General features: G+C 58.3%; 14 protein-coding genes. 12 read left to right on the plus strand and 2 right to left on the minus strand.

What is annotated here, in order from left to right; translation table 11 throughout:
* Complete coding sequence (locus ACFQY0_RS16350) at positions 1-1419, plus strand: sulfatase family protein (RefSeq protein ID WP_379714550.1); 1419 nt, start codon at positions 1-3, stop codon at positions 1417-1419.
* 7 nt (positions 1420-1426) lie between these two features.
* Here ACFQY0_RS16350 and ACFQY0_RS16355 read toward each other — a convergent pair whose 3' ends face one another.
* Positions 1427-2323 carry an AraC family transcriptional regulator gene (locus tag ACFQY0_RS16355; protein ID WP_379714553.1) on the minus strand — a complete coding sequence of 299 codons (897 nt, stop codon included), beginning with the start codon at positions 2321-2323 and terminating at the stop codon, positions 1427-1429.
* A gap of 104 nt (positions 2324-2427) precedes the next feature.
* Between ACFQY0_RS16355 and ACFQY0_RS16360 the strand changes: the two genes are divergently transcribed.
* From ACFQY0_RS16360 to ACFQY0_RS16410, 11 genes are all read left to right on the plus strand, one after another.
* A complete protein-coding gene (locus tag ACFQY0_RS16360) occupies positions 2428-3315 on the plus strand; it encodes a phosphoenolpyruvate hydrolase family protein (protein WP_379714556.1) in 888 nt (295 codons plus the stop codon).
* A gap of 38 nt (positions 3316-3353) precedes the next feature.
* Positions 3354-4571 carry a Tm-1-like ATP-binding domain-containing protein gene (locus ACFQY0_RS16365; protein WP_379714558.1) on the plus strand — a complete coding sequence of 406 codons (1218 nt, stop codon included), beginning with the start codon at positions 3354-3356 and terminating at the stop codon, positions 4569-4571.
* Positions 4572-4578: 7 nt separating this feature from the next.
* Positions 4579-4875: a Dabb family protein gene (locus tag ACFQY0_RS16370; RefSeq protein ID WP_379714560.1), complete on the plus strand. Its 297-nt coding sequence runs from the start codon at positions 4579-4581 to the stop codon at positions 4873-4875.
* Between the two features lie 12 nt (positions 4876-4887).
* The gene (locus ACFQY0_RS16375) at positions 4888-10209 is read left to right on the plus strand and encodes a PVC-type heme-binding CxxCH protein (protein ID WP_379714563.1); all 5322 of its coding nucleotides are present in this window, start codon (positions 4888-4890) and stop codon (positions 10207-10209) included.
* A 46-nt stretch (positions 10210-10255) separates the two neighbouring features.
* Positions 10256-11683 carry a sulfatase family protein gene (locus ACFQY0_RS16380; protein ID WP_379714566.1) on the plus strand — a complete coding sequence of 476 codons (1428 nt, stop codon included), beginning with the start codon at positions 10256-10258 and terminating at the stop codon, positions 11681-11683.
* Between the two features lie 160 nt (positions 11684-11843).
* Positions 11844-13394 carry a sulfatase family protein gene (locus tag ACFQY0_RS16385; protein ID WP_379714569.1) on the plus strand — a complete coding sequence of 517 codons (1551 nt, stop codon included), beginning with the start codon at positions 11844-11846 and terminating at the stop codon, positions 13392-13394.
* A gap of 29 nt (positions 13395-13423) precedes the next feature.
* Positions 13424-14401: a family 43 glycosylhydrolase gene (locus ACFQY0_RS16390; RefSeq protein WP_379714571.1), complete on the plus strand. Its 978-nt coding sequence runs from the start codon at positions 13424-13426 to the stop codon at positions 14399-14401.
* Positions 14402-14442: 41 nt separating this feature from the next.
* On the plus strand, positions 14443-15984 hold the full coding sequence (locus ACFQY0_RS16395) for a sialate O-acetylesterase (protein WP_379714575.1): 1542 nt from the start codon (positions 14443-14445) through the stop codon (positions 15982-15984).
* A 43-nt stretch (positions 15985-16027) separates the two neighbouring features.
* Positions 16028-17443 (plus strand): sulfatase, encoded by a 1416-nt coding sequence (locus ACFQY0_RS16400; RefSeq protein WP_379714579.1) that lies wholly within the window; start codon positions 16028-16030, stop codon positions 17441-17443.
* Positions 17440-19419, plus strand: a complete 1980-nt coding sequence (locus ACFQY0_RS16405; RefSeq protein ID WP_379714582.1) for a glycoside hydrolase family 97 protein — start codon at positions 17440-17442, stop codon at positions 19417-19419. Before ACFQY0_RS16400 ends, ACFQY0_RS16405 begins: the two co-directional genes overlap by 4 nt.
* 19 nt (positions 19420-19438) lie before the next feature.
* Positions 19439-20611 carry a putative glycoside hydrolase gene (locus ACFQY0_RS16410; RefSeq protein WP_379714585.1) on the plus strand — a complete coding sequence of 391 codons (1173 nt, stop codon included), beginning with the start codon at positions 19439-19441 and terminating at the stop codon, positions 20609-20611.
* 52 nt (positions 20612-20663) lie between these two features.
* On the opposite strand, the gene ACFQY0_RS16415 is transcribed toward ACFQY0_RS16410, so the two are convergent.
* On the minus strand, positions 20664-22619 hold the full coding sequence (locus tag ACFQY0_RS16415; protein ID WP_379714588.1) for a glycoside hydrolase family protein: 1956 nt from the start codon (positions 22617-22619) through the stop codon (positions 20664-20666).
* Between the last annotated feature and the right edge of the window lie 2 nt (positions 22620-22621).

Below are 22621 nucleotides of genomic sequence, written 5' to 3' on the forward strand. Positions count from 1 at the left end.
ATGATGGGATTCTATCGCTTCGGAATCAGACGTCGCGTGCGTCTTGCGGTCTGCGTTGGGATGGCACTGTCGCTCTGCGCCTTTGGTGCTCCGCCCAACTTCATTGTGATTCTAACCGATGATCAGGGCTACGGGGATCTGGGTTGTTTCGGTGGCGACCATGTCCTGACCCCGAACATCGACCGCATGGCGGAGGAAGGCGCGCTGCTGACGAGCTTCTACGTGGCGGCGCCGCTCTGCACGCCGTCTCGCGCGGCGTTGATGACCGGTTGCTATCCGGCGCGCATTGACATGGACATTCCATCTTCGATCACGGTGGAGAAAGTGAGTCAAAAACCGTTTCCTGTTTGCCTGGCTGGCGACGGGCGAGGTTTGAATCCAAACGAGTTGACGATTGCGGAGGTCGCGCAATCCGCCGGCTACCAGACGGGCATCGTTGGCAAATGGCATCTCGGTGACCAGCCTGAGTTTCTGCCGACCCGCCAGGGCTTCGAGGAATTCTTCGGTCTTCCCTACAGTCACGATATTTTCCCGGGGCATCCGCGGAACCAGGTTTTCAGATTTCCGCCCTTGCCACTACTGGAAGGCGAGGAGGTCATCGAAATGAACCCTGATGCGGACCTGTTGACCCGCCGCTTCACCGAGCGGGCAGTGGATTTCATCAAACGCCACAAGGACAGCCCCTTCTTCCTTTATGTGGCTCATGCCTTGCCGCACGGGCCATTGGCGGCGTCGCCTGAAATCAAGAAGGAGTATGCGGAGCAACTCAGCAAGAAGGCGGGTGGCAAGCCGGGGATCTATCCCACTGCGATTTTCGAGATCGATTGGTCGGTCGGCGAAATCCTAAAGACGCTGAAGGATCAGGGGATCGATGAGAATACCATCGTGCTCTTCGCCAGTGACAACGGCGGCACGGGCAAGGGGTCTAACAAACCTCTGAGCGGAGGGAAGGGGAAGACGCTGGAAGGTGGTCAACGGGTGTCTGCGGTGATTCGCTGGCCCAAGGAGATTCCGCCGGGCAGCAAAAGTGACAAACTTCTGACGGCAATGGACGTGCTGCCGACCTTCGCGAAACTGAGCGGTGCGAAACTTCCGAATGATCTGGTGATTGACGGCAAGGACATGATGCCAACGCTGGTGGATGGCGCCGAGAGCCCGCATGAGTACTTTTTTTATGCCCATTGGGGTGTGCTCGAAGGCGTGCGCTGGAAGTCGTGGAAACTGCGCGTCGTCGAGGGTAAGGAGGCGCTCTACAATCTGGACGATGATCTATCCGAGAAGAAGAACGTGGCGGCCACACACCCCGAGATCGTCCAGCGGCTGAAGTCCGCCATGCAGGGATTCAGAGAGGAGATGGAAGCCGGGCTGCGGCCCGCTGGGCAGGTGGAGAACCCGGTGCCGCTGACCCTCAAGAAATAGCTTTGATTTAGGACATCGAGCGTGCGTCCACCGAGGCACTGCGATGTTCGGAAGGACGTCGGCCGATCCATTTTTTGAAGGTCGTGGAGAAGGTGAATGGATTGCGGTATCCGACTTCGCGGGCGATGGTCTCGATTTTTTCGTCGCTGGTGGCGAGGAGGTGGCTGGCCTTTTGCATGCGCAGGAAGATGACGTGTTGAAGAGGCGAACGGCCAATCTCGCGGGTGGCGATTCTGCGAAGGTGTTCCCGGCTCATGGCAGCGATCTCAGCCATTTCCGGGATCGTCCACGAGCGGGCGAGGTCGGACTCGATGACTTGCCAAAGTCGCCAGAGCCGTTCGTCTCCCTGGCTCGGTTGGGCGAAGGACAGGACGTAGTTGTGGATGAGCTTCAACCAGAGTTGCAGTTGCGCGGGCGCCGCTTGGCGGCGGCAGGCTTCCGCATGCAGTCCCTGAACGGCCCGGACCAGGACCTCGGCCTCGAAGGGACCTTTTACCGGGGACTTGGAGGAAATGATCGGGAAATGCTCGGGAGACTCGAGATAGCGCACCCACGCGTAGGTCCATGGATCGGGGCGGCCATGGACACCCTGGCTGCGGACCGCACGGATGGCGTTCTCGACGAAAGGAGGCAATAGACAGGCCTCGCCAGCGCGGATCGAGGTCCAGCGTCCGTCGATGAGCACTTCGCCCTCTCCACCCGAGCAGGCGAACATGAAGGTGCCTGATTGGTAACTGCGGACGACCTTGAAGGGTGGCACCGCTTCCATCACGCCGACATGCGCGATGTTCATCTGATTGAGCTGGGTGCAGACGGGAGCCTCGGCCAGCCAGGCGCGCCGTTCCTCGGGGCTGGCCTTTACGGCGATCACTTTGCTGGTTCCCAGGACGTGGGTTTCCTCCATGGCCGCGATCATAGGATGAAAAATGGGCGTTTTCGATAGTTAATGGTGCTTTCCTGCTAATGAAATGAGGTTGCAGGTCAGCGGGATGGGCTTTTAATCGAGGAATGCCAAATCCATGGACCGGAGTCGGAAACCCTTACACCCGCGAAGAAGTCATTGAGCGGCTTCGGGACACCTTGTCGAAAGGTGAGGCCATCATCGCCGCCGGCGCCGGCACCGGGATCAGTGCCAAGTTCATTGAGAAGGGCGGTGCGGACCTGATCATCATCTACAACTCAGGCCGCTACCGGATGATGGGGCACGGCTCGATCGCCGGCATGATGGGCTACGGCGATGCCAACGCGACCGCGATGGAGATCGGCGAATTCGAGGTGCTTCCGGTGGTAAAGGAAATCCCGGTGATCTGCGGGGTCCATTGCACCGACCCGCGTCGACGCATGTGGCACTGGCTCCAGCAGGTGAAGGCGATGGGTTTTTCCGGCATGAACAATTTCCCAACGCACTCGATCATCGACGGCGACTTCCGCCAGCAGCTTGAGGAAACCGGGATGGGCGTGCACAAGGAAGTCGAAGCCGTGGCGTTGGCCCGCAAGATGGACATCTTCTCGATCGTCTACGTGGCATCTCCCCAGGAAGCTAAGGATATGGCGGAGGCCGGCGCGGACGTGATCATCGCCCACGTGGGATGCACGGTCGGCGGCTCCATCGGGGTCACCGACGCTGCGATATCACTTGAAGGAGCGGCGAGCGCGACGCAGGCGATCATCGACGCCGGCAAGTCGGTGCGCGACGACGTCATTTACCTCTCCCACGGCGGACCGATCGCGACTCCGGCAGATGCGGCTTTCATCAATGAGCGCACCGATGCCGTGGGCTTTGTCGGTGCTTCGAGCCTCGAACGGATGGCGGTGGAAGAATCCCTCACCGACCTGACCCGACAGTTCAAGGCAATCCCGCTGAAGCGCGTCGGGCAAAGCGTGGCGTCAGGTTGACCCCGAACCCTTATCCCAGAAACCCCAAGTCAAAACCCATGGCTACCATCGCAGTAATCGGAACGCTCGATTCCAAAGGGCACGAGCATGGCTACGTCGCCGAGCAGATTTGCCGACGCGGGCATAAGACACTGTTGATCGATGTCGGCACGCTCGGCGCTCCTCAGGTCGAGCCCGACCGGACGCGTGACGAGGTGCTGGCGGCGGCAGGGCTTGAGTTTTCCGATCGTGAGGACCGTGGCGAACGGGTGGGCGTGATGGCGCAAGCACTCCCGATCTTTCTCACCCGACTCGTGGAAAGCGGAGTCATCGACGGGGTGATTTCGCTTGGGGGTGGTGGTGGCACGGCAGTTGCCACGGCGGGGATGCGCGCACTACCGGTGGGATTTCCCAAGCTGATGGTCTCAACTCTGGCGAGCGGCAATACCGCGCACTACGTCGGCACCAAGGACATCGTGATGATGCCGAGCATTGTCGACGTGGCGGGCCTCAACCGCATTTCACGGATGGTCTTTGCCAGGGCGGCAGGCGCGATCTGCGGGATGGTGGAAGCGGAGATCGACGCGGGCGGGGCGAAGCCATTGATCGTGGCCAGCATGTTCGGCAACACGACGGATCTGGTGAACATGGCGAAGGCTCATCTTGAAGAAGCGGGTTACGAAGTTCTCGTGTTTCACGCCACCGGCACCGGCGGGAGGACGATGGAGGGTCTCATCGAAAGCGGCATGGTGGCCGGGGTGCTCGACGTGACGACCACCGAGTGGGCGGACGAATTGGTCGGCGCGACCTTGACGGCCGGGCCGGAGAGGATGGACGCCATGAGCAAGGTCAGGGTGCCCGCCGTGGTGGCACCCGGTTGTCTCGATATGGCGAACTACGGAGAACGTCGTACTATTCCGGATGAGCTTGAGGGACGGAATTTCTACATCCACAACCCGCAGGTGACGCTGATGCGCACCAATGCTGAAGAGTGCGCGGAGTTGGGCAGAATTCTGGCGGAAAAAGCGAATGCGAACCGGGCGCCGGTCTCGATCCTGGTGCCAAGGAAGGCAATCAGCGTGATCAGCGCGGCAGGACAGCCTTTTCATGATCCCGATGCCGACGAGGCGCTTTTTTGTGCGATCCGTGAACACGCCAACGTAGAGGTTTGCGAGTTCGATGAGGAGATCAACAGCGCGGCATTTGCAAAGGCCTGCGCGGAAAAGCTGCTGGAGCTGATGAAGGTGGCCCAGGGCGGAGAGAACAATCAAAACTAATACTACAATGGTCAGACACTACGGCATGTTCCAATTCAACGACGACGTCACCGAAGAACAGGTGGCGGAGTGCTTCCGTGAGATGATGGCGATGGTCGGGAAGATTCCCGGTTTGCTGGAAATGGAGCACGGACCCTACAAGAGCGACGAGGGATTGAATGAGGATTTCACTCACGGATTCATCATGAGCTTCGACACACCTGAGAGTCGCGATGCGTATCTTCCCCATCCCGAGCACGAGCGCGTCAAGGAGATCGTGGTGCCACGATTGAAGCGGGTGGTGGTGTTCGATTTTGAGGTTTGATCCGAAAACATCATGAAGCGACTTTCGTTCATTCTCCCGGTTCTGGCGGGCTTGTTTTTCTTCGTCGAAATGGCGCAGGGATCGGGCAAGCATGTGCTGTTTCTCGCTGGCAAGGACTCGCACGGCTGGGGGGCGCACCTGCATGTCGCTGGCAGCAATTTGCTTTCCGAACTGCTGCCTGAAGGGGCTCCGGCGCTTACCTCACAGGTCGTGCGCGAGTGGCCGTCTGCGGAGCTGCTCGACAAGGCGGACGCCCTGGTGATTTACGCGGATGGCTGGCATCTCCATCCGGCCAATGGCCATCTGGAGGAGCTGAAGGCCTTCATGAATGCGGGCAAAGGGCTGGTGGTGTTTCACTGGGCTACAGGGATCGGCCCGAAGGCCGGGAAGGGGCAGCAGGAGGACCCGAGTCGCGTCGAGTGGCGCCAGTTGGTCGGAGCCGACTTCGAACCATTTCACTCGATCAGTAATTTCTTCACGGCGGATTTCGAGAGGCCGTCGAAGCACCCGGTCATGAACGGCGTGCCGCCATTCAAGCTCCATGACGAGTGCTATTTCCATCTGCGGGAGTGCGTAGATGAGCACGGAGAGATCGAGCGGGTGCTGCCAGTCCATCCACCGGCGGAAACGATTCAGAAGGGTGTCAGTGCGTTCCGAGGAAATAACGCGGCACGCGCTGCCATCCAGGAGAAGAAGGAGCAATTCTGTGGGTGGACCTTCGAGCGTCCGGATGGCGGCAGGGCCTTCGGATTTACCGGAGGGCATTTTCACTGGAATTGGGCGCGCGATGAGGTGCGCAAGATGGCCTTGAATGGGATTGTCTGGGCTGCTGGTGGGCGTGTGCCGGAAAAGGGTGTTGAGACGTCCCGTCCGACGGCGGCACGGATGCTCGAGGACATGAGTTCTGAGAATCCGGGATGGACGGAAGTCGCCCTGCAACAGGCTCTCGATCTGGCACAGTCGGGAACCCCGGTGGAGTGGGGGAAATTTTCCAAAGGCGCCTTACCGGTCGTCGCTGAAGGGAAAGGAGTCTCGCTTTTCGACGGTAAGACCCTGGATGGCTGGGTGAGCACGGAAGGAGTTTGGCGGGTCGAGGACGGTGCGATCACGGGGGGATCCCATGAAAGGAAATTTCCGCGCAACGAGTTCATCAGTACCGGGAAGAGCTACGCGAATTTTGATCTGAGCTTGAAGATCAAGTGCAGCGGTGACCCTGCGACCGGCCTGATCAACAGTGGCATTCAGATTCGCAGCGCTCGGCTTCCGAACGGTCGCCTTGCCGGTTATCAGATCGACTGCGGGGACGAGTGGTTCGGCAAGATCTACGATGAACACCGTAGAGCACTCATCTACCCTGAGCCGATCGATGAACCGAAGCTTCTGGCAGGCATCGATACCTTCGGTTGGAACGATTACCGGATCCTAGCCGAGGGACCCCGGATCCAGGTCTGGATCAACGGGATCCAGGCAAGTGATTATACCGAGACCAACCCACTCATCCCGCTGGACGGGGTGATTGCCCCACAGGTCCACTCGGGCGGGAAAGTCATGGTGCAGTTCAAGGATGTGTTCATTCGTGAACTGCCCCCGACTCCGGGAGCGCCGACCTGGGAGTCCCTCGGGGGAACCGAGGCTGCGCTCAAGAAGGTGAAGCAGCCTCGCAAAGCGAATTCGCGTCGACCCAATCCGCCGAAAAAGGAAGCCCCTGCGAAGAAGACTGACACCACGACGGGTGCCAAGAAGGCGGGTGGTCACAACGATGTCGAAGGCGATCCGCGGACTGCCGCCGAGCAGGCGAAGCTCTTCCATCTTCCCGAAGGCTACGAGATTGAACTGGTGGTTCAGGAAAGTGAAGGCATCGGGAAATTTGTCTCGGTCTATTTCGACCAACGCGGCCGCCTATGGACGCAAACTGCGCTCGAATATCCGGTCGATGGCAACCAGAACGCCGCCGCAGCCGAGGCCCTCTACAAGACGAAGGCCAAGGACAAGGTGCTTGTTTATCCACGTGAGGCGCTTGCCGAGATTCCTGAGGGCGGACTGAGTGATCCGACGGTGTTCGCCGACGGGCTGGCGATCCCGCTGGGAATTCTTCCCTGGGGGAATGGTGACTCTGCCTATGTGCTGAATGGTCCCGACCTTTTTCTGCTCACCGATCGCGATGGCGACGGGAAGGCCGACGAACGCGAGGTCATTCTTACCGGCTTCGGCGTTCAGGACAGCCATCTCTTACCTCATCAGTTCACCCGGGTGCCCGGCGACTGGATTTGGATGGCCCAGGGGCTTTTCAACAACAGCGCCGTGAAACAACCCGGGAGCGATGATGTCATCGATTGGCCGAAGTGCTCGATGGCGCGCATGCGGCCCGACGGTGGTGAGTTCGAGATTACCAGCACGGGCCCTAACAATATCTGGGGGCTGGCGTTTACGGGCGAAGGCGAGACCTTCATTCAGGAAGCGAACGACTACGGCTACCCGGCCATGGCATTTCACGACTATGCCTACTACCCGGGAGGAATGAAGGGGCTCAAGAAGTCCTATCAACCTTCGTTTCCTCCGGCCGCAGAGTTCCGGATGGGTGGCACGGGTTTGAGTGGGCTCGCCCTTTTGGAGAACGGACCGCTGCGCGATGACGAGGCCGATCTCAGCATGCTCGTCGCCAATCCCATCATTTCGAAGGTCCAAACCCTCGCCATCAAGCGTGATGGATCCTACTGGGATCTCGAGCGACTTGGAGACCTCGTCACCTGCGACGACCCCTATTTTCGTCCGGTTGGTCTGACTCAGGGGCCCGACGGATTCCTCTACATCGTCGATTGGTACAACAAGATCATTTCCCACAACGAAGTCCCTCGGAATCACCCTGAACGCGACAAGACTCGCGGTCGAATCTGGAGGATCAAGCCGGCATCGGCCGACAAATCGGTGGAGATCCCCGATTTCACCCAGCTCTCTAACAGCGAATTGGTCGCGATGCTCGGGATGGAGCCCACCGCGCGAGCGCACATCGCCTGGCAGACACTTGCCGACAGGAATGATCCGGAAGTCGTGAAGACGCTCCAAGAGGATCTGGTGACGGGAAGCCTATCGGGAGCGACCGCCATTCAGGCGTTGTGGGTGCTTGGCGACGCGGCGGTGTCAGTGGGAGAGAAGTTGCTATCATCGGAGAACCGAAACTTGCGCCGCGAGCTCGCCAGCTACCCGGCACTGGCCGCCGAACTTCTCGATGATCCCGATGCCAACGTGCGTTTTGCTGCCCTGACCACGCTTGGCCGTCAGTTGCCGGCGGGCGTGGATGAGATCCTCCCGCTCATGCTCGCCTCGGTGAAACCCAGACTTGTTGGTCCGACCGAGGTGGATTCCCGGACGAAGGAGATCATCCCATCAAAAGAAGCGTACGATCGGGAATTCGAACGTTTTCTGGTGCGCTTCTTCCTTGAAGGCATTCCCAGGGAAGTCGCCGCTTTGCTCAATTCGGATGCCGCCCGGGAGTTGTCACTGGAAGGCCGCATTCTCGCGGCTCTTGCCTTGCCGCCCAAGACTGGAGCGCCACTCATCGCGGCGCTCCTTCCCGATCTCGACCGGGCACCGGACGCTGAGGAGTTGTTCCGTCTCGCCGAATTTCCAGATGTTCCTGACTGTGGTGAGGCCCTTGCCGCACTGCTTGCCAAAGAAGATTCGCGGGCGGAAGTCGCAGCGCAACTACTGAGCCAGAAGACCCGTCTTGATCCGAAGAAAATCGCGCCGCTCCTCACTCAAGCCTCGAGGGCGTTGCTCGCCGGTGGCGGGGAGGCCGCCACGATCGGATTGGAACTCGCCGGAGCCTATTCTCTCAACGACCTGGAACCCGAGATCCTCGCCTTCATTGGAGACAGCTCCCAACCGCAGGCTGATCGTCTAACAGCGCTGACCGCGCTCCGCCAGATGCGCAGCAGGCAAACGGATCTGCTGGTCTCTCTGGCAGCCTCTTCGGAGGAGGATTCAGTCATTCGTGAAGGCGCTCTCGCGGCGCTCGCTGCTTCCGCGGCTCCGGATGCCCCTGCAAAGGTGATCGGGCTCTATCCCGATCTCGATCCTGGCCAGCGCCGGCTGGTCCTGGCCGCCCTATCGTCGACGAAACTGGGCGCGCGTGCTCTGGTCACGGCGTTCGAGAACGAAGAGATTCCCGAGGGCGATCTGGACAGCAGCACTGCGGAGCGGCTGGCGACCGTCCTGGAGGGAGACCCGGCGCTGGCGGTGCTCATGGATTCCCTTGATCAGGTCTTTGGAAAAGTTCTCAAGCTGGCGGGCAAACCCAGCTCTTTCGCCGCGACGAACCTTGAGCTCGATGGGCCTTTCACGATCGAGTCCTGGGTGCGTCTCGACCCGAATATCGGGAGCGAAGACAGCCTGCTGGGTGCCAAGAATGTTAGGAACGCTCTCGATCTGAATTTCCATCAGTCCAGACTTCATGTCTGGGTCGGTCAGGGCGTCGGCAATGCGGTGGTTTCCACCAAGCCGATGGCTCCCGATCTGTGGACTCATCTCGCGATTACCCGCAACGCGCAGGGAGTCATCCGGATCTACACCGATGGAGAGCTTGATGCCGAGAGTGAGAGCAAGGTCGTCGGCAAATTCTCCAACCTCAATGTGGGTTTCTCCACACCACCGAGAAAGGGAACCTCCGGGAGCCTGGCGGAGTTCCGGGTCTGGAGTCGCGAACGCAGCGCTCAGGAGATCCGGCAATACTTCGATCGCAGTTTCTCCGGCTCCAGCCGTCCGAACGATCTTGTCTTCTACAATTCCGGAGGGGAACCGAGCTGGGGTGAGCTCGGGACAGGGGCTTCTGTCAGCCAGACGACTGACCTTCCTCCCTTGCTGACCCTCGATCAGGCAGAAGCTCTCGACGCGAAGTTTGCAAAGTACATGGCGCTCGGTCGGAAGGGTGGCAATCCTGAGAATGGCAAGCTCCTCTCCGCGCTCTGCACCTCCTGTCATGTCATTGACGGACAAGGCGGTCAGATCGGCCCCGAACTCAGCGGCGCGGCGGAAATGGGACTGGAAGGTGTCCTCCGGAACATCCTCACTCCGAATGCGGCCATGGAATCCGGCTATCGGATCTATCGAGTCGAGCTGAAGAGCGGCGAGATCATCGATGCCTTCTTTGTTAGCGAAGACAAGAGCGCGGTCGTCATCCGGCAGATCGGTCTCTCAGACCGACGAATCCCGAAGAGTGAGATCGCGTCGACCCGTTTCATCCGTCGAAGCCTGATGCCCGAAGGTCTTCTCGATGCCTTGAACGATGAGCAAGTCGCCGATCTTCTCGCCTACTTGATGAAAAAGGAGGCACCTTGAGCGCGTTTCTATGTTCCGCGCCGCACGGCGCGTGCTTCTCAATCCGATGAATCCATTGAATCGTTCGCTTCTTCTTTTCCTGTTCCTGCTGCCTTCCTTGCTGATGGCACAGGGGAAGAAGCCGAACTTCATTATCATCTTCACCGACGATCAGGGCTATCAGGATCTCGGCTGTTATGGTTCGCCGGATATCAAGACACCGCGCATCGATGGGATGGCGAAGGATGGGCTGCGCTTCACGAGCTTCTACGCTCAGACCGTCTGCGGACCTTCGCGGGCAGCGCTGATGACGGGGTGCTACCCACTCCGGGTGGCTCGCCAAGCCGATCCGAACTCGATTCATCCGGAACTTCACACGGATGAGATCACCATCGCCGAAGTTCTCAAGGCCGAGGGGTATGCCACGGGGGCTTTCGGAAAATGGGATCTCGCAGGTCACCATCCCGGATCCTACAAGCAGGAGTTGTTGCCGAAGCATCAGGGTTTTGACCGCTACTTCGGCACTCCAAGCAGCAACGACAAGGAGGTTTCCCTCATCCGTGGTACGGAAACGATCGAGAAGAAGGCAAACATGGGAACCCTCACCCGGCGCTACACCGATGAGGCGCTGAGCTTCATTCAGGAGAACAAGGATCGGCCGTTCTTCGTCTATCTGCCGCACACCATGCCGCATACCAAGCTGGCGGCGTCGAAGGATTTCAAGGGCAAGTCGAAGGGCGGTCTGTATGGCGATGTGATCGAAGAGCTCGATTTCAATGTCGGCCGCGTCATCGACAAGGTTGAGGAACTCGGTTTGGCGGAACGGACCTACATCATCTTCACCAGTGACAATGGTCCCTGGTGGATCAGGAAAGAGCATGGCGGCCATGCCGAGCCGCTCCGCGGTGCGAAGACCAGTTGTTGGGAGGGAGGCCTGCGGGTGCCCTGCATCATGTGGGCTCCGGGCAGGATCCCGGCGGGTTCCGAGACCGATGCGGTGGCGGCAACGATTGACCTGATGCCGACATTGGCCAGTCTGGCCGGGACTACCGCGCCTTCGGACCGGGTCATTGATGGCATCGATATCTCGGATCTGATGCACGGCAAAACCAACACCGTCGAGCGAGCTTACTTCTACTACCAGCACGACTGCCTCCGCGCCGTCCGTTCCGGAAAGTGGAAGTTGATGTTGCCGCATACCGAAGCGGTGGAGGGCAGCATCGCGACGAAGTGGAGGAACCATGTCAAGCGAAGCGATGCCATCCGGATTCAAGAACCCCAGCTCTATGACTTGGAAAATGACATCGGAGAAAGCCGGGATGTCTCCGCGAAGTACCCTGAAGTCGTCGAGGAACTGACAAAGCTCGCCCAGACGGCACGCCGCGACATCGGTGATCATGATGTGTGGGGAGAGAATGCCCGCTCGTTCGGTGCTGAAATGCGCACCTTGTCGAAGGAAGCAGGGACCTCCGGCGAAGCGCAGCGTCACAAATGAAATGGGCGCGGCGAAGTTCCGAGACGCGGACTCCAGGCGGCGTTTTGCCGGCTTTTGGTCCAGGTCTGAAAGTTCAGTCGCTTATGAATGAAGGGCTCGGGGAACCGGCCCGATGTCACGGTAAATCAAGAATCACGTTAACGAAACCCCGGAAAACATCATGAAGAAGGTAACAATGAAGACTCTAATGGCATTGCTCGTTGCAGGCGCTGTCAGTGCCAAGCAACCCAACGTGGTCCTGATTTTCGCTGATGATCTCGGCTATGGCGATCTGGGATGCTATGGGGCGACGAAGCTGAAGACTCCGAATATCGACAAACTTGCGTCTGAGGGCCGGAGATTCACCGACGCCCATTCGTCATCGGCGGTTTGCACGCCATCGCGCTACGGTCTGCTCTCGGGGGAATATCCGTTTCGCGCCAATCAGGGCAAGGGAATCTGGGGGCCGGCGCCGATCGAGTCGCCCTTGCTGATTGATCCTGAGACCTTCACGCTCGCCGATGTCTTCAAAAGTAGGGGTTACGACACCGCTGTTTTTGGGAAATGGCACCTAGGCTTTGGCGAGGGAAAGAACGACTGGCAGGAGCCGCTGCGGCCCGGACCTCTGGATCTCGGATTCGACTACTATTTCGGAATGCCTGTCGTGAACAGCGCGCCGCCTTACGTCTATGTTGAGAATGACCGGATTGTTGGAAGTGATCCCTCGGATCCACTGATCCCACTCAGAAAAGGCTCCAAGGTGAAGCCGACACCGATCACGCCAATTCCTCCAGAGGCTGCCCAACGCACCTCAAACCGCTTCAGTGGAGCGGTCAAAGCTCACGAATTGTTCAACGATTTCGAAGTCGGCACCACGCTGACCAGGAAGGCGACCGAGTGGATCGAATCGCGTGGTGGAAAGCCGTTCTTCCTGTACTTCGCCACAACCAACGTGCATCACCCCTTCACCCCGGCGAAGCAGTTCCAGGGGAAAAGCGAATGTGGGCCCTACGGTGACTTCGCTCAGGAACTCGACTGGATCGTGGGAGAGGTAAGGAAGAGCTTGGAGAAGACAGGCGTTGCCGACAACACCCTGATTGTCTTCACCAGCGATAATGGAGGAATGTTCAATCACGGTGGTCGCGCCGCGGCCGCCAAGGGACACAAGATCAACGGCGAGTTGTTAGGTTCCAAGTTTGGTATCTGGGAAGGTGGTCACCGCGTGCCCTTTATCGCCTGGTGGCCAGGTAAGATCGAGGCCGGCAGCGTTTCCGATCAGATGTTTCTCAATGTCGACCTCAAGGCGACCTTTGCCGATGTGATTGGGAGGGATCTGAGTGCGGAGGAGAAGAAGGACAGCATCAGCATGCTGCCTGCCCTGACCGGCAACCCGGCCGAGCCGCTGCGCACGGAGATGGTGATCACGCCTCACAAAGCCTCCCACATGGCCGTCCGCAAAGGAAAGTGGATGTTCATCCCGGCGCGCAGTGATGGAGGCTTCAACGGTTCGAAGCCGAGCCAGCACGCCTGGGGTGGAGCGGCAGTCACCACTCTCGTCGGCACACCTAACAGCGATATCGAGAACGGCAAAATCAAGAAAGACTCCCCACTTGGGCAACTCTATGATCTTGAGGCCGACGTCAACCAGACCAAGAACCTGTTCAACGAAAACCCCGAAGTGGTGGAGCAGATGAAAGCACTTTTGAGTGAGTATAAAAAGGGCGGAAAGTGAACGCCTTGGGATCGATCAAGATAATGAACATGATGATAAGACTGAAGCCGCTCGCCTTGGTGTCTGGCGCGCTCGTCCTGACTACTTCCTTGAAAGCGGAGGGAGACGACCATGGGACTGCCGTAGTGACGCACCAGGCTCTGACGGGAATCGGTCAGGAGAAGAACGTGATGCGCCGCGATCCCAGCGATGTGATCAAAGTCGGTGAACGGTATTATGTCTGGTATTCCAAAGGAAAGATCTCGCCCGGGTACGATGCGACCGTCTGGTATGCCACGTCGGAGGATGGCATGGAGTGGACAGAGAAAGGGATGGCTCTGGACAAGGGCAAACCGGGAAGCTGGGAAGGGGCGAGCGTTTTTACCCCCAACATCCTCGTCGCCGAGGGCCGCTACTGGCTCTTTTATACTGGAACCTCCAGACCGTTTGCAAAGAAGCCGTTCAATCCGGATTCAAAGATCGGAATCGCCGTTTCCGACTCACCGGATGGACCGTGGGAACGACTGTCTAACAATCCCGCCCTGACGAACAGCAAGGACTCGGAGCAATTTGACAGTCACCTGATAGACGACGCCTGCCTCATCGTGCGCGACGGAAAATACTGGCTCTACTACAAGGGACGTCAGCAGGGGAAGAGTCCGGGGCAGACCCAGATGGGAGTCGCGATCGCGGATAAGCCGGGAGGTCCTTATGTCAAGTCCGAGCACAATCCCGTGATTCCCGGCAATCACGAAGTGCTGGTCTGGTCGCAGGGCACGGGAGTGGCGGCGATGATCGGCACCACCGGGCCAAAGGAGATCACCAACTCGGTCATGTATTCCGACGACGGATTCAATTTTGCCAAGTCTCACCATGTCAAAAACAGCCCTTGGGCTGGAGGCGCGTATCGTCCGGATGCGTTTACCGACAGTGGCAAAGGCGAAGCGATTCGTTGGGGTGTGGAAATTGGCAGAGCGAAAGGCGCGCTGCCCTTCATTCAGCGCTTTGAAGTCGAATGGTCGAAGTGATTTCCGTGCTCGACTCAAATCGATGGCAACCCGCAAGAAGAATGACTCGTAGACCCCGGAAATCTGGCCTTGTTCGCTCGGCAGCCATCATCTGCCTGCTGGTCGGGCTGGGGCCGGTGACGGGTGTGGCAGAGGTCAGCGTGGCGTCTCCGTTCACGGACAACGCGGTGCTGCAGCGCGATATGCCTCTGCCGGTGTGGGGCAAGGCCGACCCCGGCGAGAAGGTGACCGTCGAGTTCGCCGGTCAGACGAAGTCCTGCGCTGCGGATTCTTCGGGTCGATGGGAGCTCCGTCTGGACGCGATGCGCGCTTCGGCAGAACCACGTGTCCTTCAGGTTTCCGGACAAGATTCCAAGCGATCGTTTGCCAACGTGGTCGTCGGTGAAGTCTGGATCTGTTCGGGTCAATCGAACATGCAGTTCGCGGCGAAGTCGGTTCCTGAAATCAGGGTGCTGGAGCGGAAGGCGAAAGGAATACGCAGTTTCGAGGTCGGGAAGACGGTCGCTTTCACAGAGCAGGATCGCTTGGACGGGCAGTGGGTGGATGGGCCTCCCAGCAGCGCCGTCGCCCTTGCATTTGCCTATTTCCTCGAAGAAGCGGCGGATGTGCCTGTCGGAATAATTCTCACGTGCTGGGGGAGCTCCTCGCTGGAGGCCTGGATGCCGCGCGATATGACGGAAAGCGTTCCCCATTTCAAGACGATGGTGGAGGAGTTCGATGCCGATGCGAGAACCCGAGACAGGATCGCTGCGATTCTCAAAGGACCAAAACCATGGAGCCAAGCGGATGATGTCTTTCTTCGTCGTCAGACGAATATCCTCTACAACGCCATGATGCATCCGCTGGCCCCTTACGCCTGCCGCGGCCTGGTCTGGTATCAGGGTGAACGGAATACTCAATCGATGTTCGGGATGCCGAAAGAACCCTGGTTCTCTCGTAATTCGGGGATGTTGAAGTACGGCGAGACGCTCGGTCAGTGGATTCAACGCTACCGAACGGAATGGCAGAACGATCAGATGCATTTCCTGATCACCATGCTTCCGGGTTATTACCAAGAAATGCCAACGGGTCCCAAAATGGGTCCGGAGCATCCTGCCAGCCATTCATGGGCGTGGATGCGGGAATCGCAACTGAAAGCAGGGGAGTTGGGGAATGTCTCCGTAGCCAACACGGTCGATCTGGGTGATGTGAAGAACGTCCATCCAAAGGACAAACTGCCGGTCGGTCAGCGTCTGGCACTGCTGGCGGTTCGCGATACTCTGGATGAAGACGTCGTGGCTGAAGGGCCGGTGATGAAGCGGGTCGAGCGTCAAGGTGACCATTTGGTAGTGCACTTCGATCACGCCGACGGATTGACAACCCGTGACGGCGAGGCTCCTTCGGGATTCTGGCTGGCGGACGATTCCGAAAAATGGGTGGAAGCCCGCGCTGAGTTGAAAGGTCGCACGGTCGTGCTGCGTTCTGCAGATCTGGCCAAGCCACTCTACGTCCGTTATGCCTTTGTCGGGAAGCCGAAGGTCAACCTGGTCAATGAGGCCGGCCTGCCAGCCTATCCGTTCCGTTCGGATTCTTTTGCTCCTTGAGCCGGGAAGGTCGGATGAAATCACCAGGGAATCCCCATCAATCATGAGAAAACGAATGCTCTCCCATCTGGCACCATCCTTGATGCTGCTTCTCTGTGTGCCGAGTCCGGCCTTGGCGGAGCAAGCAACGAAGCCGAACATCATCTTCATCATGGCCGATGACCTCGGTCCGGGATGGGTCGACTTCGACGGCTCGAATGCGGAGGTCAACACTCCCAACCTGGAACGCTTGGCCAAGAGCGGCATGGTTTTTACCCAGGCATATGCGGCCGCCAGTGTGTGTTCGCCGACGCGCGCGGCCTGCATCACGGGCATGTCGCCGGCACAGATCGGTCTGACGACCCATATTCCAGGAATCGCAGGCAATGAGCGTCCGGCCCCGAAAGGCGGACCACGGGATGCGGAGTCGCTGACGCACCTTCCGCTGGAGATGCCCAGCTACGCCCGGGAGTTGAAGAAGCAAGGCTACACGACGGCCTTCATCGGCAAGTGGCATCTGGCGGGCGAGGGATCGACGAAGTCGAAGGACGGCATCGTGGACAGCCGCTATCATCCGGAGCATTTCGGATTCGACAGCAACATCGGTGGCTGCGCCTACGGACAGCCGAGGTCGTGGTTCGATCCGTATCGGAATGCCACCATCAAAAACCGGAAAAAGGGCGAATACCTGACCGACCGACTGGGCGACGAAGCGGTGGCATTCATCGAGAAGAACAGGGATGCCCCTTTTCACCTCTCGCTCTGGCTCTATCAGGTGCACACCCCGATCAAGGCCCCGAAAGAGCTGGTGAAGAAGAACGGGGGGAACGCTTTTCTGGCGATGTTAGAAAGCATGGACGGCGCCATCGGAAAGGTGCTGGATGCCCTGGACGCGACCGGGACCCTCGAAAACACGATGATCGTTTTCTATTCAGACAATGGAGGCGACAAACCGACGAAATGGCTGGCGGATAAGAAAGGCTCACTGCTTGAAGGTGGAATCAGGGTACCCATGGCGGTCAGCTGGCCTGGCGTCATTGAGGAGGGGACCCACTGCGACACGGCGGTGAACTCGATGGACTTTTTCCCGACCTTCGTCCATGCCGCGGGGGGATCAACCAGGGAAATCCCCCAGCTGGAGGGCCTGGACCTCAGGCCGCTCTTCGAAGGTGGCGACAGCTTGGATCGCGATGCGCTTTTCTGGCACTATCCGCACAATCGACCTGACGTCAGATACTTCATGGGTGGCGCGGTGCTCGAAGGCGATTGGAAGTTGTATGAAGGCTACGGAACGATTCCGGACGCACTCTTCAATCTCAAGAAGGATCCGATGGAGAAGATGAACCTTCTGAAGGAAAACCCCGAGCGAGCCGATCAATTGCGTCGCAAACTCCACGATTGGCGCCGCAGGGTCACCGCCAGGATGCCTCCATCCAAATCCGAACTCAAATCCTCCCATCCAAAGGGCAACTCTCAATGAACAAATCCACTACTTTTACCTTCTCGCTCTGCGTCGCCTCACTCGTTCCATGCGTGAGCGAAGCGGCTTCGGAGATCCAGTCTCCGGACAAGCGAATCGTGCTTCAGACTCAGGCGGAAGATGGGCAGGTCACCTATTCTGTCGAATTCAATGGCAAAGCGATCATCGGAAAATCTCGGCTGGGGGTGGAACTCCAGTCGGGTGCCTTTGCGGGAGGCATCGAGGTCTCAGGATCCCACCTCAGCTCGAAGGATGAGACCTGGAAGACGGTGTGGGGGCAGTTCAGCGAGTATCGCGACCACTACAATGAGCTCACCTTGGATCTCAAGGAAGCCGAGGCCCCGGGGAGAACGATGCAGGTGGTTCTTCGGGCATATGATGACGGCATCGCGTTCCGCTATGTCTTCCCGGACCAGAAGGACCTCAAGGAGGTGAACTTCAAGAAGGAATTCTCCTCGGTCTCGGTGGTCTCGGACGCCCCCGTGGCCTGGTACGCCAAGTCGTCGACGAATCTTTTCAACGATGTGCCCTTTGATGAACTCGGGAAATCCTCCCGGACACCCTTCACCGTCAAGCTGGCTGACGATCGCTTTATTTCGCTGCACGAGGCTGCCGTGGTGAATTCGTCGGATGCGATGCTTTCGATCGGTAAGGACAAACGTACTCTAACCTATTCCTCCTCATGCAAACAGAAGGCAGGCAGTGTGAGTGCCTGGCGAAGCATCCTGATCGCAGATTCGTCCGCTGATATGGCAGAGTCATCGATGATTCTCAACCTGAATGAACCGAACAAGTTGGCTGATACCAGCTGGATCAAGCCGGGCGTCAGCATGTGGGACTGGCGGAACCACGGAGGCAAGGCAGACGACGGATTTGTCTATGGTATCAACACCGAGAGCTACATCCGCTACATCGACTTCGCCCACGAGCAGGGGCTGGATTATGTGCTGATTGATGCGGAGTGGTATGGTCCCGAGCGGGATCCCAAGTCCGATCCCATCACTTATGAACACGAAGTCGATATCCCGAAAATCACCTCCTATGCGAAGGAAAAGGGTGTGGGTATCTGGCTCTACCTCAATGATATTGCCCTCAAGCAGTACGATATGGATCGGACCTTTTCCCAGTTCCAGAAATGGGGCATTAAAGGGATCAAGCATGGCTTCCTGGGAGGCGGAAATCAGGTCAAGAACGCCTTCAGCGTGAAGGTGCTCGAGAAGTGCGCGGAGTATCAGATCATGTACGTTTTGCATGAACCCAACAAACCAACCGGGCTTTCCCGGACCTACCCGCACTACATGTCGAGCGAGTATGTGAACAGCATGTTGGATGCCGCCACCCGTCCCGCGGCCACTCCCACCGACCTCTGCGTCTTTCCGGTGGTGCACAACCTCGCGGGACCGGTGGACCGCAGCTGCGGCATGTTCGATCTGGATCAGTCGATCGCCCGCGACAAGGTTCATAAACAGCTTCCGAGTACGGTCGTATCCCAGGTCGCTCAATGTCTGATCTTTCCAAGTGGAATCCTGACGCTTCCGGACATGCCGGATTCCTACAAGCGCAAGCTCGACCTTTTTGAATTCATCACGAAGTTGACGATGAATTACGATGAAACGAGAGTGCTTGAGATGAAGATCGGCCAATCCATCAGCATGGCGCGCCGCACGGGCGATACCTGGCTGGTGGCATCTCTAGCTGATGAGTCCGGTCGCAAACTCGATCTGAAATTGGACTTTCTCGACCCTGAGGATACCTACGAGGTGACGCTTTATGAGGATCAGGAAGAGAGTCACTACCAGTTTCCCGGCAGTTGGAACCGCAAGGAGGCAGCGAAGAACAAGGTCCCCTTCCAACCGGTCGCGACAAAACGTGAACTCTATAAGATTCGAAAAATGACGGTGAAGAAAGGTGATCTCATTTCTGCGCGTATTGCGCCTGGCGGAGGACATTGCATGTGGATCCGTCCAAAAGACTGAGTTCCAAACCCATAACAATATGATTAAGTTGCCGGTTGATAGAGGGATGTTTCTGGCCGCATGCCTGCTGGGCTGCCTCAGCGGAGGAGCCGTGGCGTCCGAGGGGATGCCGGAGTTCAGCTGGAATACGATCCCGCGCTACATGCATGTCAGAAAGATGACCGCCTTCACGCCCGAGGAGGTCAACTACCTGGCGAAGTTTCCCCTGATCACCTTGGAAAAGACCACGGGGATGCGTGATTCCGGCAGCGTCGAAGCGGGGAGCCTGAAGGCGGCCGAGGCCGTTAAGGCGGTGAATCCAGATGCCAAGATCCTCTACTACCGGAATATCATCGTTCACTACGGCGGTTACGCGGCAGACAAGAAGCTGAAGGAGATCAAGAGTCCCTTCCTTGCCGATCGGTCGGGAAATACGAAGCTCATCAGGAACAAGGTGCCAGCCTACGACCTCTCAAACAATGCGCTGCAGAAGTGGTGGCTTGAGAATGCGCGGGAAGTCTGCGCTTCGAAGGCCATCGATGGACTATTCATCGACGGGAACATTAAAGCACTGGAGAAAGGATACCTGCGGAGCCAGATCGGAGCGGAGAAGCGGGATGAGGTGACCGAGGGGTACCACTTCATGATGAAGCAGCTTCCGAGCGTGATGGAAGAAAACGATTTGCTGGTCGCAAATGTTATTCGCGCCCGCTTCAATGATTCGGGTCTTGAGTATCTTGACTACTTTGACGGATCATACATCGAGGGCTTTGAGCATGCCGTAGGCCAGATGTCCCGGGAAGACTATGTGGCCAAGGGTATCGAAGCGGTCCAGAAAGCGGCACGCTCCGGAAAGATCATCGCCTTCACTTTCGGCACCGGAGCCTATGCGGATACGGACATGGATGAGGGTGGACCGAAGTCGAAGGGCAAGCGGGCATCACTTCAAGATCGTCTCACCTACACGATGGCGATCTTCCTGGTGTGCGCGGAGAAACACAGCTACTTCATGCTCTCCGACGGCTACGGCGTCGATAAAACCGAGGGAAGATTGTGGATGAACGATGCGCCCGAGTATTCTCGCCCCCTGGGTCCCCCGAAGGGTCCGGCGAAGCGGAACGCTTATGTGTATGAGCGCTCTTTTGAACATGCGGATGTCCGGGTCGATATCGAAAAGGAAACCGCTGAGATCACCTGGAAGCCCGCCTCCTAGCCCCTGGTCGGGCATGATTCCAGCGCCTCCCATTGCTTCAGGAGCACGAAAGTCAGGGCGCAAGGGAGATCGTGCACCTGACTTTCATCTCATCGTTCGAAGGCAAATGCGCGAGGATAGGGACGGCTTCGCAGCCGGGCACCATGTTGAAAACGCGGTCCTTCTTTGACTTCCTGATGCTCAAAGGGACCGTCGACTCCACAATCAGTGTGCCCTCCGGCTTGCTGATTTCAATCCGGGTTGCCGAAACCTGACGGACCTTCTCTCCGGTGGGCGAAATAACGGGAAGTACTAGGGTTGTCGTGGAGCCGGCGATCGCCCCGTCCGAACTCTTCGCCGTGATTGTCACTTTCTCATCCTCGAAGGAATAGCGGAGGTCGAACCTTGAGACTTCGCCTTGAGGGACGTTCCGGTCTTCGTCCCGTAAGCTGGTCGCGACGTCGAAGGTGATGGTGCCGGCCTCCTCGCGGTGGCTCACATCGGCCTTCAGGTCATAGAGATTCGTGAACCACTTGTCCTTGATCCTCGTTTCAATCCTCGGCGTCAGGGCGAAATCCTCGTCCGGATTCGGCTGCTGATTGAGCGGTTCGACCTCGATGTACTTCGCCATGCTTGCGGCGAAGATCATGCCGAGCTTGTTGTGAAAGAGAACGGCGAGCGATCCACCGGTGGCTTGCTGGATGTAGTCGGGATCGCCTTTTGTCCGGTAAATCGAATCGTATGCGGAAATGGTGCCTCTCCACGGACCTTGCGCGGCCAGCCAAACGGCGATTTCCGGGAAGTGCTTCACCCCTTTGGCCAACTCACGCGGAAGCGAAGCGGCGGTGTCGATGGGTGGCAGCGACTTCAGGTTGTCCTGGACGAAGGCAAGGACCTTGGCGTGGGCGAAGGTGTGATGAATGCAGGGCTTGATGCCGTGGGAGACATAGTGGGGGCCACCGTGGATCAGGCCGTTGGCCGTGCAGCGTGCGAGCAGTTCGGTATTCCTGAATGCGGCGCTGCCAAAGGCCGGGTTGCGCCCGGCCATCATGGAAAATCCCGGCTGACATCCATCGGAAGTGCGGCTCCCCCAACAGGTCCATTTGAACTGACGTGTTCCCCAACTGTTGTCCCAGGTGCCGTCGGCGAGCATGAATTCCAGATGACCCTCCAATGAACTCTGAAGGAGCTTCAGAAGTTCTTCATCCTTGTGGTGGAGGGCGTAGAGAACGACGCCGTTCAATGACTCTTCGACGTTGTAGCCGAGGTCGACAGGAAGAAGCCCTCGATCGCTTCGGTTGTTGTAGGGCTTGCCTTCACCGAAGAGCAGCTTGTTGGGCTCGGTGAAGTAGTCTTTGACTCCTTTCGCAAGTTCACGGCTGCGATCGATGTATTTCTGTTCACCCAGTACCCGTCCTAACAGGTCGAAGCCGTAGACGGCGGTAAATCCATAGTTCACGTTTGTGAAATTCAGGGAGACGAAGTCTTTCCAAAGGTAGCCGCCAGCCGCCTGATCGAGTCGCTTTTTCCAGGCGATAAGCTGCTCGTCGCTTAGGAGGTCGCCGTGGTAATGGATGGCTTCCGCCAGGGCGATGGCGCCGAAAATGGAGGTCCCGTGCCAGGATTTCGGGTTCAAGTCGTTGGTCCAACGACCATCGGCACCGGAGACATTCTTTGACCAATCGAAAAGCTTGATGCCGGCGTCGAGATACTTCTTGTCTCCGCTCACCTTGGCGAGATGGAGGAACGGGTAGACGGCTTCCCAGCAGCGACCGTGGATGAAGTCGCAGGACGGGCAGGTGAGGCCGCCATGGCGGATCGAATCATCGGGGTCATCGATCTGCTGAGCGAGCATGCCATCACACCAATCGGTGAGCAGCTTCCTCGTCAAGGTTGCGAAGTCACTCGCGCCGGTATCCGCTGCGCTGCTCCGCGAGCTGCCGAAGTAGCCGGCGCCAGCGAGTGCCAGACCCGCGTAGCCGGACGAGAGGGTTCCTAGAAATTTCCGACGGTCCTGCATGATGATCATTG

The organism is Haloferula chungangensis (assembly GCF_042664875.1).
GTDB classification, from domain to species: Bacteria; Verrucomicrobiota; Verrucomicrobiia; order Verrucomicrobiales; family Akkermansiaceae; genus Haloferula; species Haloferula chungangensis.